We start from the raw sequence: 25,159 nt of genomic DNA, 5'->3' as shown, positions 1-25,159 counted from the left end.
GGCGAAAACGCGATGAACTCTGACGAGTATACCCCTGTTGGAGAGGGCCGGGCCCATACGCGGTGATCGGCGGCCGTACCCGTCCCCGAGACCGTACCCGCCGTATGCCCCCGCTCGTCGCACCGGAGGATTACCGTTGCGGTGAACGGCGACCCCACGAGGCCAAGACGGGAACCACAGTGAGCACCTGGGACGAGCCGCTGCGCAAAGGACCGCTCGGCGGCAGGACGGCGAAGGCACTCGCCGACAAACTCGACCTGCACACCCTCGGCGACCTGCTGCGCTACTATCCGCGCCGCTACGACCGCCGCGGCGATCTCACCGACCTCGCGCTGCTGCGGGAGGGCGAGGACGTCACCGTGCAGGCCAGGGTCCAGGACGCCAAGCGGCGCACGATCCCCGCCCGGCAGGGGCGCCGCCGCATGGACATGATGGAGGCCACCGTCACCGACGGCACCGGCCGCCTGCACCTGACCTTCTTCAACCGCGGTTCCTACCACCAGAACGCCCTTGTGCCAGGGCGGCTGGCCATGTTCTCCGGCCGCGTCTCCACCTTCAAGGGCCGCCGCCAACTCGACCACCCCGAGTACGTGCTCCTGGACGAGGACGGGCTCGAAGGCGAGGCGGCCCGCGCCTACGCGAACGAGATCATCCCCGTCTACCCGGCGGTGAAGGGGCTGGACTCCGCGACCATCGCCCGGTCCGTCGGGACCGTGCTCGACTCTGCCGCGGACATCCCCGACCCCCTCCCGCCGGAGCTGCTCCGCAGGAAGGGCCTCCTCGGCGTCTACGAGGCGCTTCGGCGCATCCACCGGCCCGCGGACTGGCCCGAACTGGGCAGCGCCAAACGCCGTCTGAAGTGGGACGAGGCCTACGTCCTCCAGCTCGCCCTCGCCCAGCGCCGCCAGCAGGCCGAGGAACTGCCCGCCAAGCCCCGACCCGGAGCCGACGGCGGTGTCCTGGACGCCTTCGACGACCAGCTGCCCTTCACCCTCACCGAGGGGCAGCGCGAGGTCGGTGACGGGCTGGCCGCGCGGCTCGACGCCACCCACCCCATGCACTGCCTGCTCCAGGGTGATGTGGGCGCGGGCAAGACCCTGGTGGCCCTGCGCGCGATGCTGCGGGTGGTCGACTCCGGCGGCCAGGCCGTCATGCTCGCCCCCACCGAGGTCCTCGCCCAGCAGCACCACCGCTCCATCAGCGAGATGCTCGGCGCACTCGGCCGGGCCGGGCAGATCGACGGTGCCGAGAACGCCACCCGCGTCGCCCTGCTGACCGGTTCCATGAACGCCGCCGCCCGCCGCGAGGCCCTGCTGGAAGCTGCTTCCGGCCAGGCGGGGATCGTTGTTGGCACCCACGCGCTCCTCCAAGAGCACGTGTCCTTCGCCGACCTCGGCCTGGTGGTGGTGGACGAGCAGCACCGCTTCGGTGTGGAACAGCGCGACGCCCTGCGGGAGAAGGCCACCGACGGACGCCCCCACGTCCTGGTGATGACCGCCACACCCATCCCGAGGACGGTCGCGATGACCGTCTACGGCGACCTGGACGTGGTGGCTCTCACACAGCTGCCCAAGGGGCGCGCCCCCATCTCCACCCACACCGTCCCGGCCAGCGAGAAGCCGCACTACCTCACCCGTGCCTGGGAGCGGGTCCGGGAGGAGGCCGCCCAGGGGCGCCAGGCCTTCGTCGTCTGCCCCCGCATCGGCGACGGCGCCGGGGGAGAGGCCGGGGACGAGGTCGACGCCCCGCCCGAGGACGCGCCCCCGGGCGCCCGCCCGCCCCTCGCGGTGCTGGACGTCCTCTCCCAGCTCCAGGAGGGGCCGCTGGCCGGCGTGCCGGTGGAGGCCCTGCACGGCCGGATGGCCCCGGACGACAAGGAAGCGGTGATGCGCCGCTTCTCCTCCGGGGAGACCGGCGTGGTCGTCTCCACCACGGTGATCGAGGTCGGCGTGGACGTGCCCAACGCCACAGCCATGGTGATCATGGACGCTGACCGCTTCGGGATCTCCCAGCTGCACCAGCTGCGCGGCCGGGTCGGCCGGGGGCAGCTGCCCGGCCTGTGCCTGCTGGTCACCGACTCCGAGGAGGGGACCCCGGCACGCGAGCGCCTGGCCGCGGTGGCTTCGACCACGGACGGCTTCGAGCTGTCCCGCGCCGACCTGGAGATGCGCCGCGAGGGCGACGTACTCGGCGACGCGCAGTCCGGGGCCCGGTCGAGTCTGCGGATGCTCACCCTGGTCAAGGACGAGGAGCTCATCGGCGAGGCCAGGGAGGAGGCCACCCGGTACGTGGCCGAGGACCCGGGACTGACCGGTCACCGGCCCCTCGCCGACGCCCTGGCCGCGCTGCTGCCCGAGGACCGGGCCGAATACCTCGACAAGACCTGATCCGCACAACCCCCGCATCCGCACTACCGTGGTGCGCATGACCCGCATCATCGCCGGGGCGGCGGGCGGACGGCGCATCTCCGCCCCCGACGGCCGCACCACTCGACCCACCGGAGACCGGGCCCGCGAGGCCCTGTTCGCCTCCGTCCAGTCCGACCTCGGCTCCCTCAGCGGGATCCGGGTCATGGACCTGTACGCGGGGTCCGGGGCGATCGGACTGGAAGCCCTGTCCCGCGGGGCAGCGCACGCGCTGATGGTGGAGGCCGACCGCAGGGCCGCCCAGGTGGTGAAGGAGAACATCGGCGCTCTACGGCTCCCGGGGGCCGAACTCTCCGCCGACCGGGTGGAGCGGGTTCTGACCCGCGGGAACCCGGGCGCGCCCTACGACCTGGTGGTGGCCGACCCGCCCTACGCGCTCACCGACGGAGATCTCGCAGCGGTGCTGTCCGCCTTGGTCGAGCACGGGTGGTTGGCCGAGGGCGCGGTGCTCGTGGTGGAGCGGTCCAAGCGCGGGGCCGAACCGGCCTGGCCCAAGGGGATCGAGCGGGACCGCAGCCGCAAGTACGGCGAGGCGATGCTCTGGTACGCCAGCCCGGTCGCCTAGAACGCCGGGTCGGGGCCGGCAGCGCGCCGGGTCGGAACCGACCATGCGTGACGTTTCGCGACGTACCGGTCGGGAAGGTGGAGACGACCCGCGTGGGCCGGTGTGGCTGCGGTCCTCAGACCCGCCGTGTGGGGAATGCGGGTTCTAAGTGGGTGGTGCCCGAATCGCTGCGAGGGCGAGCCCCTACGATCGCGGTACTCGTGAGTAGTTCTGGAGAGGGGCGATCCACCGTGCGCCGAGCCGTCTGTCCGGGTTCCTTCGACCCGGTGACCTACGGTCACATCGACATCATCGGGCGAGCCGCCAAACAGTACGACGAGGTCATCACCGCCGTACTCAACAACGTCAACAAACGGGGGCTCTTCACCGTCCCCGAGAAGCTCGACATGCTCACCGAGGGCACCTCCGGGTTCGGCAACGTCCGTGTCAGCGAGTTCGACGGGCTCCTCGTCGACTTCTGTCGTGAGAACGGCATCGAGACCATCGTGCGCAGCCTGCGCTCGGTCAGTGATTTCGACTACGAACTCCAGATCGCGCAGATGAACTACCGGCTCTCCGGCGTGGAGACCGTGTTCATGACGGCCAATCCGCAGTACTCCTTCCTGTCGTCCAGCCTGGTCCGGGAGCTTGCCCAGCACCGCGGGGACGTCTCCAGCCTGGTCACGCCCTACGTCCAGGGCCGTCTCAAGGAGAAGTACGCGGAGCGCGAGTAGAGCTAGTCACCGCCCGCTGCGCTCGCATTGCGCCCCTTGTACCGGGGCCGATCGGTGGCTGATTTGGGTGGTCGGGTGCATGGTAGGTAGAATCTGGCTTTGACCATGGGCGTCGCCGGTCTTCGGCGTGCGCTCTGGCCGGTCAGCACCACCGCGACAGTCCGAAGTGAACCACCTCGGCGGCCGCGTGCCCGGCACCCGGAACCTCTTCTGAAAGCGCGATCACCCTGTCTCGTCTAGATGCCCGTGACCCGTACGTGGTCGACACCCGCCAGCTGGGCCGCCAGCCGGGGTCGATGCGTACCGTCAACCGAATCGTGACCGTCCCCGAGGCGCTCGAGACGGCGATGGCGAGTGTGCCCAAGGGCCAGGAAATCGAGGTGGACCTGCGCCTCGAAGCGGTGATGGAGGGGGTGCTCGTCACCGGAACCGTTCAAGGGAGTTTCGCGGCGGAGTGCTCCCGCTGCCTCGACCCCGTGTCGGAGGGGTTGGATGCCGGTTTCCAGGAGATGTACCGCTACGCCGCGGACGAGGACAACGCTTCCGAAAGCGACGAGGACGCGGAAGACGAAGATGAGGACTACTATCTAGAGGGCGAATTGCTCGACCTCGAACCAGTGGTCCGAGACGCCGTCGTGCTCGCGCTCCCACTCACACCGCTGTGCGGACCGGACTGCCCCGGCCTGTGCACCGAGTGCGGGGTCAAACTCGCCGAGGCCGGACCCGACCACGGTCACGGCGAACGCATCGACCCGCGCTGGGAAGCGCTCCGCGGGATCGCGGAGGACCCGGACCAGCAGTGAGCCCGTGAGCCGATCGCGCGCGGTGCCCGAAGGGCACCGCCACCGACCGGAGCACACCCTCCCCGCCACAGCGCGCGGGGTGACCAGATAAGCGACCTCCCGCGACCGCGCGGGGGTGACCCAGGAGGATTGAAGTGGCCGTCCCGAAGCGGAAGATGTCGCGGAGCAACACCCGGACCCGCCGTTCCCAGTGGAAGGCTTCGCGCCCGGTGCTGGTCAACTGCCCGCGCTGCCGTGACCCGAAGCAGCCCCACATCGCGTGCCCGAGCTGCGGCACCTACAACAACCGCCAGGTCACCAACCCGGCCTAAAGGCGTTACTCAGGTATGGCGGGCTTCGGATTCAGCATCCGGTCCAGCACTCCCGAGGCATATCGGGGCGGAACCCATTGAGGGCTCCGCCCCGAACTGCTGTCCACGGTCCGTTCGTGCCCGGTTCCGGGCCTGACCCCGGCCTGTCCCGGGCCTCCGTTGGGACCCGCCGCCCCGGAGCTTTGTAGAGTGAACCCGGGAATCCGGGGAAAACCTTTCTCGGTACCCCGACACCGGTGATCCGGGTCCCGTACGGGCTCCCGAGTTCGTGGTGGCCGCCGGGGGAGCCGACGCTCCCGCGACGATCACCTCGTTTTCGAGCGTCCTGGCCGGTCCGGGGAACCTTCCAGCACCGCGCGCCGACAGCGGCGCGCCCGACAGGAAGCGAACTCGCGTGGCTAGTCAACTCTCCGCCTCCGAAGCCAAGTCGTTCCACGGGGCGATCGGTGTCGAGGTCGACGCCAAGATCCTCCTCCGCGCCCTCACCCACCGCTCCTACGCCTACGAGAAGGGCGGCCTGCCCACCAACGAGCGCCTCGAGTTCCTCGGGGACTCCGTGCTCGGCCTGGTGGTCACCGACACGCTCTTCCGCAAGCACCCGGACCTGCCCGAGGGGCAGCTCGCCAAGCTGCGCGCCGCCGTGGTCAACATGCGGGCCCTGGCCGACGTCGCCCGCGGGCTGGGTATCGGGGAGTACATCCGGCTCGGCCGGGGCGAGGAGGGGACCGGGGGCCGCGACAAGTCCTCGATCCTCGCGGACACCCTCGAGGCCATTATCGGCGCCGTCTACCTCGACCGCGGCCTGGACGTGGCCTCCGACTTCGTGCACCGCCTCTTCGACCCGCTCATCGCCACAGCCTCCGGGCTGGGCGCGGGGCTGGACTGGAAGACCTCGCTCCAGGAGCTGACCGCTTCCGAGATGCTCGGGGTGCCCGAATACCACGTCGACGAGAGCGGCCCCGACCACCAGAAGACCTTCCGCGCCACCGTGCGCGTGGCGGGGGAGAGCTACGGCCTGGGTGAGGGCCGCAGCAAGAAGGAGGCCGAGCAGCAGGCCGCGGAGTCCGCGTGGAAGGCGATCCGCGCCCGCGCCGACAAGGCCAAGGGCAAGACCCACGGCAACGGGCAGGGCTGAGGGATGCCCGAACTCCCCGAGGTCGAGGTCGTCCGGCGCGGCCTCACCGAACACGCGGTGGGGCGGGAGATCGGTGCCGTCGAGGTGCTGCACACGCGTTCGGTCCGCAGATACGTGCCCGGCCCCGCCGACTTCGCCGGCCGTCTGGCGGGCCAGACCCCCACGGCGGTCCGCCGCCGGGGCAAGTACATGTGGCTGGTCCTGGACAGCGGGGACATGCTCCTGGCCCACCTGGGCATGAGCGGTCAGATGCTGGTGCAGCCACAGGGCAAGCCGGACGAGAAGCACCTGCGGGTGCGGCTGCCGCTGTCGGACGGCAACGAGCTGCGCTTCGTCGACCAGCGCACCTTCGGACACCTGCTGCTGGACCAGCAGGGCGAGCGCGCCGAGGTGCCGTCGTCGGTGGACCACATCGCCCTGGACCCGCTGGACGGCGAGTTCACCCCGGAAGGGTTCGTCCGGGCGCTGCGGGCCAAGCGGACCGAGGTCAAGCGGGCCCTGCTGGACCAGTCGCTGATCAGTGGCGTGGGCAACATCTACGCCGACGAAGCGCTGTGGCGGTCCCGGCTGCACTGGGCCCGCTCCACCCGGGGGCTGTCCAACGCCCAGGGCATGGAACTGCTCGGGCACGTGCGCGACGTGATGACCGAGGCCTTGGACGTGGGCGGGACGACCTTCGACGGGCTGTACGTCAACGTCAACGGGGAGAGCGGCTACTTCGAGCGCGGGCTCAACGCCTACGGGCGGCGGGACCTGCCGTGCGGCCGCTGCGGCGCGGCGATCGTGCGCGAAGCGTTCATGAACCGTTCCTCGTTCAGTTGCCCGGGCTGCCAGCGGGCTCCTCGCACACGCTCCTGAGCTGGGCGGGGCCCTGGGGTCGAGCTTCTCTGGGCCGGGCGGGACGCGGGGCTGAGCGGGTTCTGCGCGGGGCGGTCCCGTGACCGGGAGCAGCGAAGTGTCCGCTGGTGAGGAAAGTGTCGCCGTGAGGTAAGGGAGTGTGCTGGGCCGTGGGGCCAGAGAACGAGGCGGTCCGACTGACCGCGTGGGTGCGCGGAAGGGTCCAGGGTGTGGGTTTCCGCTGGTGGACGCGGGCCCGCGGGCTGGAGCTGGGCCTGACGGGCGCGGCCACGAACCTGGACGACGGCCGCGTCGAGGTGGTCGCGGAGGGTCCGCGTCCGGACTGCGAGCGCCTGTTGGGGCACCTGAGGGGTGGAAAAACACCCGGTCGTGTGGATTCCGTGGTGGAACGCTGGGCTCAGCCGGGGGGTTCCTTCGACGGATTCATCGAACGGTGAGTATGCTGTAAGAGTAACGCGGCTCGATCACTCGGCCGTGGAGCGGCGGAACGGGTAGCCGACGGCCGTCGCGGACACGGCACCATCAGCGCGACCCATGCCTGGTCGCGCGTACCGGCGGTACCGCCGGGGTGGATCTTGTTCGGGTCGTGCGGTACCACCTGCCCAGGTTGTGCTTTTCTGGCTTGTGGTCGTTACGGACTGTTGTAATCCAATCTTGACCAGCGGCGCGCAGAGTGAGACTCTGGGATGCACACCGCGCATCTTCCGCCCGTGACATCGGATGCCAGTGCCAGTGCTCGGCAGAGACACGGCACTCGGACCGATTTCAGCACGGGGACACGTATGCGCGCATGACAATCTGGTCACTCAGTGTGGAGGACCCACATCATGGCGAAGGCTCTGTTTGGCCACGTCGGCGGCTCCGATCCTCGAATGGTTTCGGAGATGCGACGGCTTCAGAAGCGGGTACGCGACCTCGAAGACGAGATCAGCCGTCTTCAGGCTCAGAACGACCAGCTCAGCATGGCCGTCACCGACGTCGCCACCAGCGCGACCGACCGCGAGCCCGCGCTCGCCTGACACCGCGTCACCCGTCATTCGGGCCGTGGAGAGAACGGCCCGACGGACGGCACGTTGATCCACTGACGGGGGCGCCGAACGCAGGACTTGGCGTCCCTGGCCGGATCATCCGATGGGCCTCGGTCGGCTCGTAACTTGCGTTACCCATCCGTTGCCAGCCGCTCTTTTCCCTTCTCTTGCGGCTTCCTTTACCGTTGTACCCGGCGGGCTTTTACGCAACCCTCAGTGTCCGCCGGACATCCCCCTTTCCTGACATCCCCCGCCTTGTCCCGTGTCGCGCACCCACGGTGGTGCAGCTCATCGGCCCTGTGTGTCTCCAACACCCCCCTTCGGTCACCGCTTCATGGCACCCTTGTTGTCGGCCTCGTGGCGACCGCCCGTGGCGACAGAACGGTGACCGTCGTGGGAGGTGTGGGTGTATCTCAAGAATCTGACGCTGCGCGGCTTCAAGTCGTTCGCGTCGGCCACCACCCTGCGTTTCGAACCGGGGATCACCTGTGTGGTGGGTCCCAACGGGTCGGGCAAGTCCAACGTCGTCGACGCCCTGTCCTGGGTGATGGGCGAACAGGGGGCCAAGTCCCTGCGCGGCGGCAAGATGGAGGACGTGATCTTCGCGGGTACCTCCACCCGCCAGGCGCTCGGACGCGCCGAGGTCAGCCTCACCATCGACAACACCGACGGCGCGCTGCCGATCGACTACACCGAGGTCACCATCAGGCGGACGATGTTCCGCAACGGCGGCTCCGAGTACGCGATCAACGGGGACACCTGCCGCCTCCTCGACATCCAGGACCTGCTCAGCGACTCCGGCATCGGCCGTGAGATGCACGTCATCGTCGGCCAGGGACAGCTGGACACCGTCCTGCACGCCGGCCCCGAGGAGCGCCGCTCCCTCATCGAGGAAGCCGCGGGCATCCTCAAGCACCGCAAGCGCAAAGAGAAGGCGATCCGCAAGCTCAACGCGATGCAGGGCAACCTGGACCGCGTCACCGACCTCACCGCCGAGCTGCGCCGCCAGCTCAAGCCCTTGGGCCGCCAAGCCGAACTCGCCCGCAAGGCCGCGGTCATCCAGGCCGACCTGCGGGACGCCCGCCTGCGCCTGCTCGCCGACGACATCGTCACACTCACGGAGCAGCTCGCCAAGGAAGAGGCGGACGAGAAGGAGGTCCTGGCGCACCGCGGGGCGGCAGAGGCCTCCCTCAAGCAGGCCCAGGAACGCGAGGCCGAACTCGAGTCCCAGGCCACGGCCGCCGCGCCCGCTTTGGCCAGGGCCTCGGAGACCTACCACGCACTGTCCCGCCTCACCGAGCGCCTCGACGCCGTGCGCGGGCTGGCCACCGAACGCCACCAGAACCTGGTCGCCGTCCAAGAGGAGGCCGTCCCGCGCCGCGACCCCGAGGAGCTCGAGGTGGAGGCCGAGGAGGCCGCCGCCCAGGAAGAGGAGCTCGAGGCCCGGCTGGAGGAGGCCCGCGAGGTCCTGGAGGGCAGCGTCACCGAGCGCACGGCCGCCGAGGACGCCCTGCACCGGGAGGAGCGCCGCCTCGAGTCCGCCTCCCGCGCCGCCGCGGAGCGCCGCGAGGGCATCGTCCGGCTCGCCGCCCGGGTGGAGAGCCTCCGGGGGCGGCTGACCTCCCAAGAGAGCGAGATCACCCGGCTGGAGGAGTCCGCGCAGCAGGCCGCCGAGCGCGCCGCCGCGGCCCAGTCCGACTACGAGATGGCCGCTGAGGAGTCAGCGGGGCTCGACGAGGGCGACGCCGAACTCGACGAGGCCCAGGAGCGCTTCGCCCGCCAGCTGTCCGCCGTCGAAGCCGAACTCAACCAGCTCCGCGACGCCGAGCGCGCCGCCGAAGGTGAGCGGGCCGCTTTGTCCGCCCGCAAGGAGGCCCTCGAGCTCGGGCTGGCCCACAAGGACGGTGCCGGAACCCTCCTGGACGCCGGGCTCCCGGGCATGCTCGGCAGTCTCGCCACCCTCGTGCAGGTCGACCCCGGCCACGAGACCGCCGTCGCCGCCGCCTTCGGTGTGGCCGCCGGCGCGGTCGCGGTCCGCGACGAGGCCAGCGCCATGGCCGCCCTGGAACTGCTCAAGTCCGAGGACGCCGGGCGCGCCGGGATCGTCGTGGCCCGAGCCGTGCCCGCCGCCGACCGTGCCACCTGGCCGTCCCTGCCCGGCGGTATGCGTTACGCCGCCGACGCCGTCTCCGCCCCCGGTGACCTGGGCGACGCGGTCAACGCCCTGCTCGACCGGGTGGTCCTGGCCTCGGACGACCGGGGCGCCCGCGAACTGGTCTCCGCCCTGCCCGGGGTCCGCGCCGTCACGCCTGAGGGCGACGTGTTCGCCGCCGAGATGGTCCACGGCGGCACCGCGGCCGCGCCCAGCCTCCTGGAGGTGCAGGCGGCGGTCGACGAGGCCGCCGAGCGGCTGGAGGCCGCCACGGAGACGGCCAAGCGCGCCGCCGTGGAGCTGGAGGCCAAGAAGTACGAGCGCGCCGAGCTCGCCGAAGCGGCCGACGAGGTCGGCGCGCGGCGGCGCCAGGGCGACCGCAAGCGCAACGAGTCCGCCCAGCGCCTGGGCAAGCTGGGCGGTCAGGCCCGCTCCGCCGAGGCCGAGTCCGAGCGCTACGCGGCGGCCGCAACCAAGGCCGCCGCCTCGCGCGGGGAGGACGCCCAGAAGCTGGAGCGCCTCGAGGAGGAGCTGGCCGAGGCCGAGGAGATGGCCACCGCCGTCGAGGAGGAGGCGCCCGACGCCGACCACCGCGACGAGCTCGCCGCCCTGGCCTCCCGTGCCCGCGCCACCGAGATGGAGCGGCGGCTGGCGGTGCGCACCGCCGAGGAGCGCGCCCGGTCGATCGAGGGCCGGGCCGACGCGCTGCTCGCCCAGGCCCGCGAGGAGCGCCGGGCCGTGGAGCGCGAGGCCCAGCGGCGCCGCGACCGCGCCGCCCAGGCCACCGTCGCGCAGGCCGTGGTCGAGAGCGCCCGGCTGGCCCTGGAACGGATCGCCGTGTCCCTCGCCGCCGCCGAGACCGAGCGGGTCGCCGCCGAGGCCGAGCGCGAAGCCCGCGACGGCGAGCTCAAGACCGTGCGCGCCCGGGTTCGGGAGCTGTCCGTGGAACTGGAGAAGCTCACCAGCTCCGCGCACAGCGGCGAGGTCGCCCGGGCCGAGCGCCGGATGCGGCTGGAGCAGTTGGAGACCAAGGCGATGGAGGAGCTGGGCGTGGACGTGCCCACTCTCATCGCCGAGTACGGTCCCCGCGTTCCCGTGCCGCCGGCCGCGGACGCGGGCGAGGACGCGGTGCCGCTGCCCTACGTCCGCGAGGTCCAGGCCAAGCGGCTCAAGACCGCCGAGCGCCAGCTCAACCAGCTCGGCAAGATCAACCCGCTGGCCTTGGAGGAGTTCGCGGCGTTGGAGGAGCGCCACGCCTTCCTCAACGCCCAGCTGGAGGACCTCAAGAAGACCCGCCGGGACCTGATGGACATCGTCGCCGAGGTGGACGCCCGGGTGCAGGAGGTGTTCTCGGCGGCCTTCCTGGACGTGGAGCGCGAGTTCGCGGCGATCTTCGGCCGGCTCTTCCCCGGCGGCGAGGGCAAGCTGGTGCTGACCACCCCGGAGGACATGCTCACCACCGGCATCGAGGTGGAGGCCCGACCGCCCGGCAAAAAGGTCAAGCGGCTGTCGCTGCTGTCCGGCGGCGAGCGCTCGCTGACGGCGGTGGCCTTCCTCGCGGCGATCTTCAAGGCCCGGCCGTCGCCCTTCTACGTGATGGACGAGGTCGAGGCGGCTCTGGACGACACCAACCTGCAGCGCCTCCTGGTGATCTTCGAGGAGCTGCGCGAGGCCTCGCAGCTCATCGTGATCACCCACCAGAAGCGCACCATGGAGGCAGCGGACGCGCTGTACGGCGTCACCATGCAGGGCGACGGTATCTCCCAGGTCATCAGCCAGAAGCTCGACCGCCCGGCCTGAGCTTGTTGGCAGGGAGTGGAGCTGTGGTGTCCTCTTTGGGCCGGGGTGTCCTCCTTTCCCGCCGCTCGATTGTGGCCGTCTCCGCTACGCGCCTCAAGGTCGTCGCCATCGAGCGCTTCGCGCGTCATTGGCGCTCCACCTTGACCCGCTCCGCTACGACGGCAGGTTGGCGGCTATCGGGAAAGCGGGACGGGTGGTCGAGGTCTGCGTCGGTTCGGGCTTCGCCCGAACAGCCGAACCCCGTCGGCCTGGCGGCCGATACCTGCCCCTGCGCCGGAGCGTTGACGCCTGGCGGTGTCGCGGCCGGTCAATCTCTGCTGCGAACCCCATGCGAGCGGCCCTTTTTCCCGATGATCTTGCCCCTGTCGCCATTCTCGACGGCCGAGGGTGGAGACAGGGGCAAGATCATCCCCTATCAGCGACCTGGAATTCCAGGTTCGGACAAACACCAAGGCGAGTGGGGATATAAAGGCACGACCGGGCGGCGGAAAAAGGGCGACCGGAAAGGCCTCCGGGGCGCACCCCCGGGGAAAAGAGATCAGAAGTTACCGCAGGTAACACTCCCTTTCTCACGCCTTTTCTTTTATAATGGAATCATGACGATCTCTCCTGAAGCACCCACCCCCACCGGGCACACCCCGGTGGATGTCGCGGTGGACGCTGCCCGGGAAGAGAGCGCCGGCTTCTTCGGCCGCGACGTGCCCCTGGGGGCGGCGGGTGAGGTGTTGGACCAGGCCACCCGGGTGTGGGAACAGCTCGACCAGATCAAAGTCAGTATGGCCGCCCGACTGGCCCAGCTCGAGGCCACCGGCCAGCTGCTGGAGCAGGGCGGGCAGAAGAGCCTGGAAGCGTGGATACGCCACGCCTTCGGTATTCCCACTGGGCAGGCCAACGACCTGGCCCTGATCGGGCGCGCCGAATTCCGCCAGGAAATGGTCCCCACCATCCAGGCGTTGCACTCCGGGGTCCTGTCGGTGGGTGAAGCCGCCGCCGTCATCAAGGGCGCCGATGCGGGTGTGGAGAAAAGGCAGAAGAGCGACCACCCTGACCCGGAGCTGTTCCGGGCGAAAATGGAGTTCGGGATCCTGGGCTTCAAAGAGAGCCGACCGAACATGTCGGTGGGCCAGATCGCCCACTTCGCCCACCAGCTGTGCATGCGACTCAACCCCAACAAGGTGGAAAAAGACCACGCGGCCGCCCACGCCGCCCGGGGCGCCCAGCTGGTCACCACCTTCGACAAAACTTTCCTCTTCCAGGTCTGGGGCTCGCCCGCCGACGCCCTGCGCCTGCAGGTGGCGTTGGACAACTACCAGGTGCCTTTCCACCCCGAGGATGGGCTGTCCAAGTACGAGCGCACCTACGACGCCCTCATGGCCGCCCTGGGGTTCGCCCAGTCCCACCAGGGGTGCCAGACCCCCACCACGGCCACGGCGTTGATCAACATCACCGTGCCCGCCACCAGCCTGGCCGGCAACGAGGAAGCCGAAGACGCCGCACCGGCCACCACCGACACCGGGCAGGTCGTCCCCATCTCCGTGGTGCGCGAACTCCTCGGTGAGAGCTGGATCCGCCGCCTGGTCATCGAGCAGAAGAACGGCCAGGTCCTGGACGTGGGCCGCTCCTGCCGACTGGCCCCGCCCCGCATCCGGGCGGCCGCCTTCCACGGCCACACCAGCTGCGCCTGGCAGTACGGGTGCGATGTGCCGCTGCCCTGGACTCAGGCCGATCACATCGTGGAGTTCTGGCAGGGCGGCACCACCAGCGCCGCCAACATCCAGCCGCTCTGCGCGACCCACAACCAGATCAAGCACCGGTGGTCGGTACGCAAGGACCGCCGCATGTGGGCCGGTCGCACCCGAAACCGAGGGCAGGGCCGGGGCGGGGACCCGGATGGGGACGGGGACCCAGCCCCACACCCGAACCCGTAACCGACCACCCCCAACCCCAATCACCCCTGTCACCGCCGGGCCCCTACCCGAACACGCCCATGCCCAGGAACCCGGGCTCACCCCGGCCCTCGACCTCATCCGGGGTTCGCCGCACACCATGACCAGCCGCGACACCGCCAATCGTCAAAGCGCCGGCGCAGTGGCGCACCCGGCCGAAGGCCGCAGTGGTTCGCAGCAGAGATTGACCGGCCGCGACACCCCCAGGCGTCAACGCTCCGGCGGAGTGGCCATTGACGGCCGCCAGGCCGTGCAGTTGAGGCCCGGCCGAAGGCCGGACCATTGCTACCCCGACCACACGTCCCCCGTTTCCTGATAGCCGCCAACCCGCCGTCGTAGCGGAGCGGGTCAAGGTGGAGCGCCTTTGACGCGCGAAGCGCTCGATGGCGACGACCTTGAGGCGCGCAGCGGAGACGGCCACCATCGGGCGGCAGGAAACGGGGCAACCCCTGCACACTCCCGCACTCCCGCACTCCCGCACTCCTTCCCCGAACGGGGAGGGAGCGCAAGGAACCGCGCCCGGTATGCCCTAATCTTGCGTTGGTTGCCCCGAATCTCCTCTTAGAACGGCCGCCGTGTTCTTCATCCCGCTCGTGCTGTGGGCCCGGCAGCGGATGCGCCACTACCCGGGCGCCGTCCGCGCCTGCCTGGCCACCGGTGGAACCGGCGTGTTCACGGTGCTCCTGCTGCTCGGCACCTCCTACGGTGTCCAGCCGCCGCCGGGGGAGGAGGACCGGGTGCGCTGCTCCCCGATCGTGTGGGTGGGCCCGTCCCTGTGGGACGACCGCCGCGACTGGGGCGAGGACGTCGAACAGGTGCTCCGCCAGGAGTGGGTGGACACCTCCTGCGCCGAGCGCAAGGTGCGCCGGTCCGCGATGTCCCTGGCCGTGGCCCTGCCCTCGATGGTCCTGCTCGGCTACGCGGTGGCCCGGCTCCGCACGGACGGCACCGAGGACAAGTAGGACACGTCGAGCCCGAGCCGAACGGTAGGGGGCTCGCCCGAGCGGCTATTCCGGTGGTCTGGCCCCGTCGGGCAGGGCCGAGCGCAGGACCTGGGCCAGGTGGGTGCCGGAGCGCTCGGTTCCCTGGGCGATCTGGGTACGGCAGGAGAAGCCGTCCGCCAGGATCAGGGTGTCGGCGCAGGCCTCGCGGACCTTGGGGTACAGCTCGCGTTCGGCGCAGGACTGGGATACCTCCCAGTGCCCGCGCTCGAATCCGAAGTTCCCGGCCAGGCCGCAGCAGCCGGAACCGATCTCGTCGGCGTCCACCCCCAGCCGGGCCAGTACCGTCCGGTCCGCCGAGTACGAGCCCTTGGCCTCCTGGTGGCAGTGCACCTGGGAGACGGCGGCGGCCGCCACCCGGCCGAACGGCCACGGCCCCCGGTGCTCGGCGACGATCTCGGCCAGGGTCCGGGTCCGCTCGGACAACAGCCGGGCACGCGGGTCGTCGGGCAGCAGTTCCACGGTCTCGTCGCGCAGCATCACGGTGCACGACGGCTCCAGGCCGACCACCGGGTACCCGGCCGCCAACTGCTCCCCGAGCGCGTCCAGGGTGCGGGACAGCGCCCTCTTCGCGAGGGCGAGCTGCCCGGTGGAGTGCCAGGTCAGGCCGCAGCACACACCGCCGGCCGGCATCTCCACGCGGTAGCCCAGCGCCTCCAGCACCTCGACGGCGGCCCGGCCCACCTCGGGCTGGTGGAAGTTGGTGAACGTGTCCGGCCACAGCACCACCGTGGGGCGCTCCTCCGAGGGCCCTCCCGACGGCACGCGCCGCCGGGATCGGAACCAGCGGGTCAGCGGCCGCGGGGCGAACCTGATCATCCCGCGCTTCGGTTCGATCCCGCCGAGGCGCTTGACCACGGCCGCCAGCGGCCGTACCGACAGCAGCGCGTTCACGCCCCCTGAGAGCGGACGGGCGAGGGTGACCAGGCGCGACCACAGGGGCAGCCACCCCATGGAGTAGTGCGCGGCCGGGCGGACCCGCCGCCGGTAGTGGTGGTGCAGGAACTCCGCCTTGTAGGTGGCCATGTCCACGTTGACCGGGCACTCGCTGGCACACGCCTTGCAGGACAGGCACAGGTCCAGGGCGTCGTGGACTTCCTTGGAGCGGTAGCCGTCGGCCAGCGCGTCGCCGCGGAGCATCTCGGCCAGCAGCCGGGAGCGGCCGCGGGTGGAGTGCACTTCGTCGCGGGTGGCCCGGTAGGACGGGCACATGGCGCCGTTGTCGACGTCCCGGCAGGCCCCCACCCCCACGCAGCGGTTGACCGCGCTGGCAAAGGAGCCGCCGTCGTCGTGGAAGGCGTGCACGGGGGTGAGGGACAGGGCGTCGTGGCCCGGGCCGGGGCGCACGGAGGCGTCCAAGGAGAGGGGATCGGTGATCACCCCCGGGTTGAGCACGCCGTCCGGGTCGAAGAAGGCCTTGAACTCGCCGAACGCCCGCACTACTTCGGAGGAGAACACGCGCGGGAGCAGCTCGGAGCGGGCCCGGCCGTCCCCGTGCTCGCCGGAGACCGAACCGCCGTGCCGCGCCACCAGGTCGGCCGCCTCGCCGACGAAGGAGCGGTAGGCGGCCAGCCCGTCCTCGCTGCCCAAGGTGAAGTCCGCCCGCATATGCAGGCAGCCTTCGCCGAAGTGCCCGAACGGCACCCCGCGCAGCCCGTGCCGGTCCAGCAGCGCGTACAGCTCCTTGAGGTAGGATCCCAAACGCTCGGGCGGCACCGCCGAGTCCTCCCAGCCGGGCCACGCCTCACCGCCGTCGGCCGTGCGGGTGACGATCCCGGCCGCGGACTCCCGGATGTGCCACAGCGCCCGCATCCGCTCGGGGTCGGTCACGACCAGCGAGGTGACCCCGCCGGAGCAACCGCGGGCTACCTCGGCGCCGTGCGCGGCCCGTTCCCGGGCCGCGGCCGTGTTCTCGTCGCCGTACTCGCAGTACAGCCAACCGCCGCCGGACGGCAGCTCGTCCCCGGCCGAGGCCCGGCCCGGCCGGGACCGCAGGATGGACAGCAGGTCCGAAGCCATCCCCTCCACGGTGAGGGCACCGCTCGCGGCCAGGCGCGGTGCGGCTTCCGCCGCGGCGTACACGTCGGGGAATCCCAGGACCAGGAGGACGGTGGACTTGGGCGCCTCCACCAGCCGGACCCGGGCCTCGGTGACCAGACCGCACGTGGCCTCGCTTCCCACCAGCGCCTTGGCGACGTCGAACCCGTTCTCCGGCAGCAGGTGGTGCAGGCCGTAACCGGAGAGCTTGCGGGAGAACGTTCCGAGCTCGGTGCGCAACGGCGCCAGGAGCCCGGACCGCCACTCCTTCAGCCGCCGGTCGAGCCCCGGGTCGCCGCTGCTGCCGCGGGTGGCGGTCAGCGAGCGGCCGTCGGCGAGCAGGTGGGTGAGTGCGACGACGTTGTCGGCGGTGGACCCCCAAGCCACCGAGTGCGAGCCGCACGCGTTGTTGCCGATCATCCCGCCGAGCGTGCACCGCGAGTGCGTGGAGGGGTCGGGGCCGAAGGTCAGGCCGTGCACCCGGGCCGAACGGCGCAGGTCGTCCAGGACCGCGCCCGGCTGCACGACGGCCTCCGCCGCGTCCGGGTCGACCGACACGACCCGGTTCATGTGCCGGGAGAAGTCGAGCACCACACCCTCACCCAGGGCGTTGCCCGCCACCGACGTGCCGCCGCCCCTGGCGGTTACGGGCAGCCCGCGACCGCGTGCCACCTCCACCGCCCGCGCCGCGTCGTCGGCGTCGCGCGGTTCGACGACCAGCGCGGGGACGGCACGGTAGACGGACGCGTCCGAGGTGTAGGCGGCACGCGCGGTGAGGTCGTCGCGGACGACGTCCGCACCGCCGCGGCCGAGTGCGTCGCGCATCGCGCGCGCGACGTCACGGGGGTTGCCCATGGGGCGTTCTCCTGTCGGTGACGGGGCTGTCGGCCGGTTCGGTGGAGGGGCCCGGTCAGCCGATGAAACCGTGCTCGCTGAGGAAGTACAGGGCTGCCTCGTCCGGGCTGGCCCCGTCCAGGTCGACCATGCCGTTGAGCTCGATGATGGTCTCCTCGGTGAGCGCCTCGCCCAGCTCCGTGCCCAGTTCGTCGAGCCCGGGGTGCTGGTCGACGCTCTCCTGGCGTGCGGTGAGGGCGGCCAGCTGGGTGGTGAAGAACGTGTCGGAGTCCTCGACCACTTCCAGGTCCAGGGAGTCGATCCGCGCGTCCGTCGTGAAGATCTCCGCGAAGTTGCAGGGGCTGCCCCTGGCGACGTTGACGTAGTTCAGCGCCAGGTCCATCTGATAGGCGTCGGCGGCCCTGAACGGGGCATCGTAGAAGTCCTGGAACCTCTCCCACTCGCGGTCCATGAACTCGGCGGCGCCGCAGAACGTGGCCTCCTCCGGGTGCTCGTGCACGAACTCGGACAGCTGGTCGAGGGAGTCGACCGAGCCCACCGGCTCGGGTGCGTCGGCCGCCCGCGCGACGGCGTACTGGTTGCCGAACTGGGCCGGTCCGAGCCAGGCGATCCCGTTCCGGTCGAGGTCCTCCTCCGCGGTGCGGTCGAACTGCTCCATACCGTCGTGGATGACCTCCTCCTCTTGGAGGAACTGGGTCCACCCGGTCCCGGCGTACTCCCAGTAGAGGTCCACGTCCCCGTTCTCCAAGGCGGTCCGCAGGATGTTGGACCCCATGAGGCCCGTCTGGTCGTCCGCCTCGGCCCCCGCGGCCTGCAGGGCGTAGTAGGTGATCTTGCCGAGGATGACGCTTTCGGTGAACTCCTTGGAGGAGACCGACAGGCTGGCCCCCTCGAGGTCGATGTCCTGGGCGATGCTGCCGCCGTCCAGGTCCACGTCTTCGGGACCGGGGCCGGAGGCGGTGTCCGCTCCGCTCGGGGCGCCGCAGGCGCCCGCGGCCAGGACGACGGCGACGACTGCGGCGAGCGGACCGGCGGACCCGGACGCGCGGCGTGCGCGGTGTGCCCGGCGCGGTTCGTGTGTTCTCACGGTGGTGCTCCCTTCCAGGTGGGTCTCACACGCCGCGCGGGCGCAGGGTGTCCTCGACCAGCCCGGCGAGCCAGTCGATGAACAGGGCCAGGACGGCCACCAGGACGCTCCCGGTCAGCAGGACCGTGTCGCGGCTGGAGGCGATGCCGTTCGAGATCACGTCGCCGAGCCCGCCCGCGCCGATGAAGGTGGCGAGGGCGACCGTGCCGACCGTGATCACCAGGGCGGTCCGGATGCCGGAGAGCATGACCGGGATCGCGAGGGGGAGTTCGACGGACATCAGGGCCCGCGCGCGTGTCATGCCCATGCCGCGGGCCGACTCGATGACGGACCGGTCCACCTGGTCCAGGCCCACCATCGTGTTGCGCAGGACCGGGAGGATTCCGTAGAGCCACACCGCCACGACCACGATGGTCTGCACGTCCCAGTCCACGAAGACCACGGCGAAGAGCACGATGAGACCGATGGTCGGGGTGGCCTGGCCGATGTTGGCGAGGGCCAGGAGGGGCCCGGAGAACCGGCGGGCCGCGGGCCGGGTGAGCAGGATCCCCAGCGGTATCGCCACTGCGAGGATGAGGACCACCACCACGGCGCTCAGGGTCAGGTGCTGGACGGTCCGGCTGAGCAGGTACTCGGCGTTGAGGCTGCGGCTCTCGATCCGGTCCAGGTCCTGTGCGCCGATGTACATGTACAGGGCGGCCAGCACGGCCAGGAGGGCGGCGGGCATGCCGACCAGCCGGACGAGCCCGCCGCGGGGCCGGCTCACGGGCGCGTTCGGGGGCGGTGTGGTCCGCTGCGGGGCGAGGGTGGCCATCACCGCTCCCCGGTGCGGTCGGCCACCGATGCTGCGCTGCCCCGGCCCGGACCGGCCGAACCGCTGTGGACGGACTCCAGGCTCAGCGTGCCCCGGAAACCGCCGTCGGCGCCGGTCACGACCACCATGCCGGTGTTGCTGGACAGCATCGCGTCGAGGGCGTCGTAGAGGGAGTGCTCCGGACCCATCGGGTTCAGCACGGGGAACCCGGACTCGGAGTAGTCGCCCTCGCCGGAGCGGGGCAGCCACTCGACGGGGCGCCCGCCGTCCAGCAGGAGCAGGAAGTCGCTGCGGCTCGCGGCCATCGCCGAAGCACGCTCGGCCGAGGTGGAGGACAGTTCGGCGGTCGGCCAGGCGTCCGTCTCCACGCGGGCGTCGGCGATCCGGGTCAGCGTCAGACTCCGGACGGAGGCCCCCGCACCGATGAACTCGCTGACGAACCCGTCCGCGGGCTCGCTGAGGATCCGCTCCGGGGTGTCGTACTGGACCACCCTGCCGCCCTCGCCGAACACCGCGATGCGGTCGCCCAGGCGCACGGCCTCGTCGATGTCGTGGGTGACGAACACGATGGTCTTGCGGAGCTCGCCCTGGATCCGGAGGAGCTCGTTCTGGAGAGTCTCCCGCGTGAGCGGGTCGATCGCGCCGAACGGCTCGTCCATGAGCAGGACGGGCGGGTCCGCCGCCAGGGCGCGGGCCACGCCCACCCGCTGCTGCTGGCCGCCGGAGAGCTGCTTGGGGTAGCGGTCCCGGTAGGTGTCCGGGTCCAGGCCGACCATGGTGAGCAGGGCTTCGACGCGGTCCGCGATCCGCTGCTTGTCCCAGCCGAGGAGTCGCGGGACCGTACCGATGTTCTCGCCGACGGTGCGGTGCGGGAACAGGCCGGTCTGCTGGATGGCGTAACCGATGCCGCGGCGCAGCCGGTCGGGGTCGGTGTCGGTCACGTCCTCGCCGTCGATCAGGATGCGGCCGGACGTGGGCTCGATGAGCCGGTTGACCAGCTTCATCGTGGTGGTCTTGCCGCAGCCGGACGGGCCGAGGAAGACCACGATCTCCCCCTCGGGGATGTCGAGGGACAGCCGGTCGACCGCGGTTCCCCGCTGGCCCGGGTAGGTCTTGCTGAGGTCGACGAGCTGGATCATGGGGCGAAGGGCGGTCGTTGGGTCAGACATGGATCCCCCGTGAGGTCGTCAGGCGGCCGATGACCGCGAAACAGAGGTCGAAGAGGATCGCGAGGACGACGATGCCGAGGATCCCCTGCAGTGTCAGGTAGATGGCGAACGGTGTTCCGGCGCTGGACAGCCCTTGGAGGATGAGGTTTCCGAGTCCGGGGCCGTTGACCGCCGCGGCGATCGCGGCGATACCGAGCAGCAGCTGGGCGGCCACGCGCAGACCGGTGATGATCACCGGCAGGGCCAGGGGCAGCTCGACCCGGGTGAGGATCTGGCCGCGCCCCATGCCCATGCCGCGGGCGGACTCGACCACCGCGGGGTCGACCTCCCGCAGCCCGACGACGGCGTTGCGCAGCACCGGAAGCAGTGCGTACATGGTCAGGGCCGCCACCGACGGCGCGGTCCCGAGCCCCAGCGGCGTGATGAGCAGGCCGAAGAGGGCGTAGGAGGGGATGGTCAGGAAGACCCCGGCGGTGGCCAGGACCACCGCCCGCGACCGGGTCCGGTAGGTCAGGGCGGCCAGCGGCAGGCCGATGAGCGCGGCCAGCCCCAGGCCCTGGAGCACGAGCACGACGTGTTCCAGGGTGGCGCTGAGGACCGCCGGATAGGTGTCAGAGGTGAACTCGACGAAGCCCATCGCTCTACCGGGGGGTTGACGCGGCCGGGGCGGCGGAGGCGCTCCGGAACGCTTCGGTGAAGAACGTGTCGAGGTGGCCGACGACCTCCTTGAACGTGGGGTCCTCGTCGAACATCCACTCCGTGTGGCCCTTGCCCTCCAACAGCACGAGCTGCTTGGGCTCCCCGGCGCGCTCGTACAGGGCGTGCGCCTCCTCGGGCCGGTGCAGGCCGTTCTCCGCGCCGTGCACCACCAGGAGGGGGCGCGGCGCGAGGCGGTCCACCACGGCCTCCGGCGAGAAGCGCAGCAGCTGGTCGGCGGACTCCAGCGTCACCCCGGTACCGAATCCGTGCGCCCGGTACAGCTCGTCGCCCACGTACCCGTCGGTGCGGGTGTCCCGGTCCAGGCGGACGATGTCCCAGGGCACGGTGATCTCCGAACGGCCGCTCTCAGCACGGCGCGGGCGGTCCGACTCGATCCGCTCCAGCAGGCTGTTCCAAGTGGCGTCGTCGTGCATGCGCCGGGTGGAGCGCAGGCCGTCCGCGATGCCGTTGCAGGCCGCCACGGCGCGAACCCGGGGGTCCTCCGCGGCCTCGGCGACGACCACGCCGCCGCCCAGGCCCCAGCCGAGCAGCCCGATCCGGTCGCTGTCGAGGAGCCCGCTGCCCTCGACCCGGTCGACCGCGGCGCGGACGTCCTCGGCCCACTCCTGGGGGACCAGGCGGCCGCGTTCACCCTCGCTGAGGCCGAAGCCGCGGTAGTCGAAGGCCAGCACGGCATACCCCAGCTTCGTGAGGGCACGGGCGAACCGCTCGGGGTGGATGATCTTCAGCCCCTGGTAGCCCGACGCCGGGATGACCACGGGGTAGGGCGCGCCCGCCCCGCCGTCGTCGGGCAGGTGCAGGTCGGCGTCCAGGCGCAGGCCTTGGCTGAAAAAGGGCATGGGAACGACGCTCACGGCGGACTCCTGGTGTTCTGTGTGGCTGGTGGCCTTAGTCGACGGCCTTAGTTGGCGGCCTGAGCCGGTGGTAGAGGATGGTGGGGACGGCGATTCAACGGAGCTGGCCGTTGCCGGTGGCGGACCGTTGGCGCATCTCCGATGACAGCTGTGCGGCGGCGGTCTGGACCGCGCGCCCGATCTGGTCGAGCTCTCCGCCGATGCGGAACTTGGGTGCGGACACGTTCAGCGAGGCGACGACGAGGCCCTGGAAGTCGCGGACGGGCGCGGCCACCGCGACCAGGCCGTCCTCGAACTCCTCGTCGGCCTTGGCGTAGCCGCGTTCGCGGCCCTGCCGGAGCCGGGCGAGGAAGGTGCCCGCGTCCGGCGGCGAGTTCGGGCCGGTGGCGGTGAACTCGGTCTCCGAGAGCAGCTCGAGGACCTGTTCGTCGTTCCAGTCCATGAGTAGGGCTCTGCCGGACGACGTGGTGTGGACGGGGCTGGTGCGCCCCACCCAGTCCGCGACCTGGACGGCGCGCAGCGGCCCTTCGGAGAGGACGGTCAGGACCGCACCGTCGCGCAGGATGCTCAGGTGCGCGCGCTCCTTCACCGCCGCGACGAGCCGTCGCAGTATCGGCAGGGCGGCGTCCCGCAGCCTGCGGTCGCCGGCGTTCACCGCCAGGGCGTAGAACTGCCAGCCCAGGCGGTAGGCCATGGTCTCTTCGTCGCGTTCCACGAGCCCTGTTTCGGCCAGGGCCTTGAGGGCGCGGGAGACCTGGGTCTTCTCGCGCCCCACCCGCCGGGCGATGTCGAGCACCCCGAGCGCGGAGCCCTGACCGGCTGAGCCCGATCCGAGGACCTGCAGGATGTCGACGGTCCGGTGGATGCTGGAGGAACTTTCCGAGACCATGCCCTGATTGTGACCCCGGTCATAGAGTGAGGGCAATGGAGGGTTGCCCTCTGGGCAACACGGAATCCCAGGCGCGCACCCTTCCTAGGGGACGACGAGATCGCGGGGCCGGGAGGACGCGGACCTGAGGAGCTCCGCCTCGTCCAGGCCCTCGGCGGCAAGGGACCGCACGAGCAGTGACAGCGCCTCCGGTGCGGGAGGGGAGTCCGGCTGGCCCGCGTCCGAGGACAGCACCACGTGCTCCGTCCCGACCTCCTCGACGAACCGGGCCAGCCGCGCCGCGTCCCACCCGGGCTGGTGGAGGAGCTGGAAGGTGGTGACCTCGGCGAGAGCGCCCAACCGGGTCAGCTCGGCGGTCTGCGCGGCGCTCAGGCCGGGGACCGTGTACGAGGGGTGGGTCAGGAGGATCCGCCGAACGCCGTGCCGACGCGCCGCGGGGACCAGGTGGTGCACCTCGGCCCCGCTGAGGTGGCCCGTGGCGAGCACCGCGTCGTACTCGCCGACGAGTGCGCACACCTGCTCCACTGCCTCGGCGGTGCCTCCGTCCACCGGAGGGATGGCGTAGGAGCGGTCGAAGCCGCCCGGGGCCGCGTCGCACAGGCTCGGCAGGTGCGCTGAGCGCTGTGTGTGCGCGTCGGCGGTCGGGAACCACACGACCCGGGCCCCGGCGGCGAGGGCAGCGGAGACCGCGGCCGGGTTCACCCCGCCGACGTGCTGGTTCAGCGCGACACCGCCGAAGACGTCGAGCGGCGAGCCCTTGCCCGCCGCGGCCGCGCGCCCCACGGTGGACTCGTAGTGGGCCTTGAGGACGCAGCCCGAGAATCCGGCGCGCTCGTAGGCGCGCACGGTGTCGGTGTCGTCGAAGCGGCGGTCGACGACGTCGGGTGCCGCGTGGACGTGGAGGTCGAACATCGTGTGCATGCTCACAGCCTCCGCGAGCCGACCGCCGGCAGCAACAACGGTTGCCGTGCGGGCAACCGGACGTCTCAGTCGACGCTCTCCAACCGGGTGAGCTGCCTCCGCAGCAGGTCGAACCGGGCGTCCCCCAGCAGCGGGAGCGCGTCCCGGCGCCGCCGCGCGTACCCCGGATCCACTTCGGCGAGGTAGACGCCGGCGGCTCCGAACGGTGCCCGCGCCACCACCTCGCCCGCGGGGTCGAGCACCTGCGACCCGCCCCAGAAGCCGACGCCGTTCTCGGTGCCGACCCGGTTGACGAAGACCACCCAGCACTGCTGCATCCGGGCGATCTGCCGGACGAGGTCGTACCAGTACGTCGTGTTGTCGAGGGTGCCGTCGTCGACGGCGGCGCTGTTGGCCGGTACGAGGAGGAGTTCCGCGCCGTCCTGTGCCGCCAGCCACGGCAGCGCGGGCTGCCAGGCGTCGTTGCAGACGAGCGTGGCGGCCCGGATGCGGCCGGTGTCGAAGGACAGCAGGTCCGTGCCGGGGGCGAAGTGGTCGCGCTCGGTCCAGGCCCGGTAGTGGGGGAGGAACAGTTTGCGGTGCACGTGGTGGAGGCGCCCGCCGGAGAGGTAGGCCGCGGCGTTGTGCCGGGCCCCGCCCTCGCGCTCGTACAGGCCGACCAGGACGTCGGGTCCGTGGGTGCCGAGCTCCAGCACGCGGGGGTCGTCCGCGCGCAGGGAGGTGTCCGCCGCGGCGGCGCCTTGGGCGTAGCCGTGCAGGCTCAGTTCCGGGAAGACTACGAGGTCGGCGCCGAGCCCGGCCGCCTCGGCGATCCGGCGCCGCGCCTCGGCGAGGTTGGCCTCCGGATCGGCCAGCACGCAGTCCACCTGTGCCATCGCCACGCGCATGGTCGTCTCCCGTCCTCGGTGTCGCTTCGCCCGAATTCTTGCCGCTCACCTGGGGAGGCGGTCAAGCGGCGGTGCGCACACGACAACCGTCGGCCCGCGATGCGGGGAATGTGTGCCAAGCACGTCGAAGGGCCGCCCTCCGGTGTGCGGGTGAACACCGGAAGGGCGGCCCTGTGCTGCCGGCTGAG

The 25,159-nt window shown here is 71.2% G+C and carries 21 protein-coding genes; 12 read left to right on the top strand and 9 right to left on the bottom strand.

Annotated features, from left to right (window positions below; all coding sequences use genetic code 11):
* Positions 1-179 precede the first annotated feature (179 nt).
* From recG to ACYVDG_RS00140, 12 genes are all read left to right on the top strand, one after another.
* Entirely contained in the window at positions 180-2,387 is a 2,208-nt protein-coding gene (recG, locus tag ACYVDG_RS00195) for an ATP-dependent DNA helicase RecG (RefSeq protein ID WP_460745464.1), read from the top strand.
* A 37-nt stretch (positions 2,388-2,424) separates the two neighbouring features.
* Positions 2,425-2,991 (top strand): 16S rRNA (guanine(966)-N(2))-methyltransferase RsmD, encoded by a 567-nt coding sequence (gene rsmD / locus ACYVDG_RS00190; protein ID WP_460745462.1) that lies wholly within the window; start codon positions 2,425-2,427, stop codon positions 2,989-2,991.
* 230 nt (positions 2,992-3,221) lie between these two features.
* Positions 3,222-3,704: a pantetheine-phosphate adenylyltransferase gene (gene coaD / locus ACYVDG_RS00185; protein ID WP_460745833.1), complete on the top strand. Its 483-nt coding sequence runs from the start codon at positions 3,222-3,224 to the stop codon at positions 3,702-3,704.
* A 257-nt stretch (positions 3,705-3,961) separates the two neighbouring features.
* Complete coding sequence (locus ACYVDG_RS00180) at positions 3,962-4,507, top strand: YceD family protein (RefSeq protein ID WP_460745460.1); 546 nt, start codon at positions 3,962-3,964, stop codon at positions 4,505-4,507.
* 134 nt (positions 4,508-4,641) lie between these two features.
* A complete protein-coding gene (rpmF, locus tag ACYVDG_RS00175) occupies positions 4,642-4,818 on the top strand; it encodes a 50S ribosomal protein L32 (protein ID WP_067601846.1) in 177 nt (58 codons plus the stop codon).
* 394 nt (positions 4,819-5,212) lie between these two features.
* Positions 5,213-5,953, top strand: coding sequence for a ribonuclease III (gene rnc / locus ACYVDG_RS00170; RefSeq protein WP_460745458.1), 741 nt, complete (start codon positions 5,213-5,215; stop codon positions 5,951-5,953).
* Positions 5,954-5,956: 3 nt separating this feature from the next.
* Entirely contained in the window at positions 5,957-6,811 is an 855-nt protein-coding gene (mutM, locus tag ACYVDG_RS00165; RefSeq protein ID WP_460745456.1) for a bifunctional DNA-formamidopyrimidine glycosylase/DNA-(apurinic or apyrimidinic site) lyase, read from the top strand.
* 149 nt (positions 6,812-6,960) lie between these two features.
* Complete coding sequence (locus ACYVDG_RS00160) at positions 6,961-7,248, top strand: acylphosphatase (protein ID WP_460745454.1); 288 nt, start codon at positions 6,961-6,963, stop codon at positions 7,246-7,248.
* A gap of 390 nt (positions 7,249-7,638) precedes the next feature.
* Positions 7,639-7,830 carry a hypothetical protein gene (locus tag ACYVDG_RS00155; protein ID WP_014910437.1) on the top strand — a complete coding sequence of 64 codons (192 nt, stop codon included), beginning with the start codon at positions 7,639-7,641 and terminating at the stop codon, positions 7,828-7,830.
* A gap of 415 nt (positions 7,831-8,245) precedes the next feature.
* Positions 8,246-11,791, top strand: a complete 3,546-nt coding sequence (smc, locus tag ACYVDG_RS00150) for a chromosome segregation protein SMC (RefSeq protein ID WP_460745452.1) — start codon at positions 8,246-8,248, stop codon at positions 11,789-11,791.
* A 596-nt stretch (positions 11,792-12,387) separates the two neighbouring features.
* Entirely contained in the window at positions 12,388-13,719 is a 1,332-nt protein-coding gene (locus tag ACYVDG_RS00145) for an HNH endonuclease signature motif containing protein (RefSeq protein WP_460745450.1), read from the top strand.
* A gap of 593 nt (positions 13,720-14,312) precedes the next feature.
* Complete coding sequence (locus tag ACYVDG_RS00140) at positions 14,313-14,699, top strand: hypothetical protein (RefSeq protein WP_460745449.1); 387 nt, start codon at positions 14,313-14,315, stop codon at positions 14,697-14,699.
* 45 nt (positions 14,700-14,744) lie between these two features.
* Here the strand turns inward: ACYVDG_RS00140 and ACYVDG_RS00135 are convergent, their stop codons facing one another.
* The 9 genes from ACYVDG_RS00135 to ACYVDG_RS00095 form a co-directional block, all read right to left on the bottom strand.
* Positions 14,745-17,630 (bottom strand): FAD-binding and (Fe-S)-binding domain-containing protein, encoded by a 2,886-nt coding sequence (locus ACYVDG_RS00135; protein WP_460745448.1) that lies wholly within the window; start codon positions 17,628-17,630, stop codon positions 14,745-14,747.
* 55 nt (positions 17,631-17,685) lie between these two features.
* Positions 17,686-18,717, bottom strand: a complete 1,032-nt coding sequence (locus tag ACYVDG_RS00130; RefSeq protein ID WP_460745447.1) for a glycine betaine ABC transporter substrate-binding protein — start codon at positions 18,715-18,717, stop codon at positions 17,686-17,688.
* A 25-nt stretch (positions 18,718-18,742) separates the two neighbouring features.
* The gene (locus ACYVDG_RS00125; RefSeq protein ID WP_460745445.1) at positions 18,743-19,531 is read right to left on the bottom strand and encodes an ABC transporter permease; all 789 of its coding nucleotides are present in this window, start codon (positions 19,529-19,531) and stop codon (positions 18,743-18,745) included.
* On the bottom strand, positions 19,531-20,700 hold the full coding sequence (locus ACYVDG_RS00120; RefSeq protein ID WP_460745443.1) for an ABC transporter ATP-binding protein: 1,170 nt from the start codon (positions 20,698-20,700) through the stop codon (positions 19,531-19,533). Before ACYVDG_RS00120 ends, ACYVDG_RS00125 begins: the two co-directional genes overlap by 1 nt.
* Positions 20,693-21,337 carry an ABC transporter permease gene (locus ACYVDG_RS00115; RefSeq protein WP_460745442.1) on the bottom strand — a complete coding sequence of 215 codons (645 nt, stop codon included), beginning with the start codon at positions 21,335-21,337 and terminating at the stop codon, positions 20,693-20,695. Before ACYVDG_RS00115 ends, ACYVDG_RS00120 begins: the two co-directional genes overlap by 8 nt.
* A gap of 4 nt (positions 21,338-21,341) precedes the next feature.
* Positions 21,342-22,274 carry an alpha/beta hydrolase gene (locus tag ACYVDG_RS00110; protein ID WP_460745440.1) on the bottom strand — a complete coding sequence of 311 codons (933 nt, stop codon included), beginning with the start codon at positions 22,272-22,274 and terminating at the stop codon, positions 21,342-21,344.
* A gap of 94 nt (positions 22,275-22,368) precedes the next feature.
* On the bottom strand, positions 22,369-23,163 hold the full coding sequence (locus tag ACYVDG_RS00105) for an IclR family transcriptional regulator (RefSeq protein WP_460745438.1): 795 nt from the start codon (positions 23,161-23,163) through the stop codon (positions 22,369-22,371).
* Positions 23,164-23,247: 84 nt separating this feature from the next.
* Entirely contained in the window at positions 23,248-24,084 is an 837-nt protein-coding gene (locus ACYVDG_RS00100; protein WP_460745436.1) for a DUF6282 family protein, read from the bottom strand.
* A 65-nt stretch (positions 24,085-24,149) separates the two neighbouring features.
* Entirely contained in the window at positions 24,150-24,971 is an 822-nt protein-coding gene (locus ACYVDG_RS00095) for a nitrilase-related carbon-nitrogen hydrolase (protein WP_460745434.1), read from the bottom strand.
* Between the last annotated feature and the right edge of the window lie 188 nt (positions 24,972-25,159).

Source organism: Nocardiopsis oceani, assembly GCF_054777395.1.
This window is presented reverse-complemented; position numbering and strand designations above follow the sequence as displayed.